1 protein-coding gene and 1 CRISPR repeat array are annotated in these 2,017 nt (G+C 55.4%); the gene reads right to left on the bottom strand.

Annotated elements, in window-relative coordinates:
* Positions 1 to 443: 443 nt before the first annotated feature.
* Positions 444 to 1,009: direct repeats of the CRISPR family, unit length 30 nt; unit sequence GTTTCCATCCCTCTAAGGAAGTTTAGGAAG.
* 11 nt (positions 1,010 to 1,020) lie between these two features.
* On the bottom strand, positions 1,021 to 2,017 hold a 997-nt coding region (locus SY1_RS08935; protein WP_208873517.1), incomplete at its 5' end, for an ISL3 family transposase.

Below are 2,017 nucleotides of genomic sequence, written 5' to 3'. Positions count from 1 at the left end.
CAGGTCGCACGCCGTCACCGCCGCACACCCGCCGTGGTACATGTCCCACTCCGGGAACCAGTCCTGATTCCCCCCAAGCCCGTCCTCGATTTGAATGTAGTCCAGCTCGTTCTTCATCGTCCACCTCCGGCGCGCGGCGTGCCCTCCCGAATTTTTTGCAGCATTTTTTATTGTATCTCTTTTTTCGTCCTTTTGTCTCCCCCCGCTCCGACTTTTGTTTCCTTAACTTTTGCCGGACGGGCGCCGCCGGCCGCCCTCCCCCAAACCGCGGGCAAAAAAATAGCACCTTGCAGGGACTGTTTGCAAAAACAGTGTTAAGCTAAGGAAGTTTCAGAAGCGCCAGGGCTTGTACGCCAGCGCGGCGGATTCTGCTGTTTCCATCCCTCTTCTAAGGAAGTTTAGGAAATGCGGGTGGGGCTGCCCGGTGTCCACTGGCAGCGCATGTTTCCATCCCTCTAAGGAAGTTTAGGAAGCTGGTCCCCGCGCCAGACCGTCTTGCTCTTGATATCGGTTTCCATCCCTCTAAGGAAGTTTAGGAAGGACCCCGACGGTCCGGGCGCCACCCCCCGCCGCGAAACAGTTTCCATCCCTCTAAGGAAGTTTAGGAAGTGGAGCTGATGCGGTCGTGGGCTGGGTACCGTCCCGTGTTTCCATCCCTCTAAGGAAGTTTAGGAAGGCACAGCGTTCCCATAGCGGCATAATCTGCCGCGCTAGTTTCCATCCCTCTAAGGAAGTTTAGGAAGTGGATGGGTTCTATGACACACCGAACGGCACAGGAGGGTTTCCATCCCTCTAAGGAAGTTTAGGAAGCAAGATTTTCCGGTGATGTTTTCATTGGCTCGATTGTTTCCATCCCTCTAAGGAAGTTTAGGAAGTCTTTACCTTCTGCCCGATTACCTTATCCCTCTCCTCGTTTCCATCCCTCTAAGGAAGTTTAGGAAGTTTGGAGGAGGCGGTGTAATGCCCCGCCTCCTCGTGAGTTTCCATCCCTCTAAGGAAGTTTAGGGGCTCCTCGCTTTTTTAAGTGGGTAGCCCTATCTGTAGTTTTCCTGCGATGAGGTAAATCATTGAGATGAGGTTCTCCTTGCTCCTGTAGCCCCTGGCCCTCGCCTTACAGGCCTGGATCGAGCTGTTGATCCCCTCGAGAATGCCGTTGTTGATATGCGACTCAAACCACTGAAGAACTCCATCCCAATGATGCCTGATCGTGCGAGCCGCGCCAATCATCGCACTCAGACGACTGTGCGTAGCCCAGAAATACCATTTCTTCAGTAACAGCTCCCCTTCTTCACGATGGCGAAATCTCTTGAAAATCTCCTGGAAACTCAGCTTCATCTGATAGGCTCGCGCGGTCTTTCGATTGTGCTTCCTCAGACTCAGCTCCCCTAGCCGCTCTTTTTGCCTCTCCGTCAGGTTGTGAGGGTTCTTCAGCCAAAGATAACGGGTGTGCGCCAGGCTCGGGTCCTCCTTGCGCTCCTCGCGACGGACGCTGTCCACCGCATCGTTCACCGCCTTCATGACATGAAATTTGTCGAACGTCAGCTTCGCACCCGGGAAGTGTTCTCGCGCCCCTTTGATGAAGGCTTGCGACATGTCGCAGCACATCCGCTCGATGGCTTCGCCTCGGCCGCCGTGCTCCTCGAGGAATGTCTTGAATCGACCCAAAGTGCTCGAGTCCTTGCCCTCCGTGGCGAAGATGACCTTCGACGTATCCGGATCCACGAAAACTGATACATAATCGTGCCCTCGCTTGCTGGAGGTTTCGTCGAATCCGACATTGCGGACCTGCGACAGAACCCTCCGTTCGAGGGCTTGTTCCGTGTAATGTCTGACCACGCGCCAGAGGCGTGTGTCGTGCATATTCAGCTCCTTCGCCAAGGTCTTGATGGGCATAGCTGGAGCCAGGGACAGGACCAACGCCTCGAAAAGCAAAGTAAACCCGCTGCCCTTACGCGCCCAGGGGACGGGAACCAGGTGGACGCCACAGGCGTCGCAGTGAACCCTTGGGACCCTGGCT

It is taken from the genome of Fretibacterium fastidiosum, from assembly GCF_000210715.1.
Classification (GTDB): Bacteria; Synergistota; Synergistia; order Synergistales; family Aminobacteriaceae; genus Fretibacterium; species Fretibacterium fastidiosum.
The sequence above is the reverse complement of the archived record's forward strand: the minus strand, read 5'-3'. Positions and strand labels throughout refer to the sequence as shown.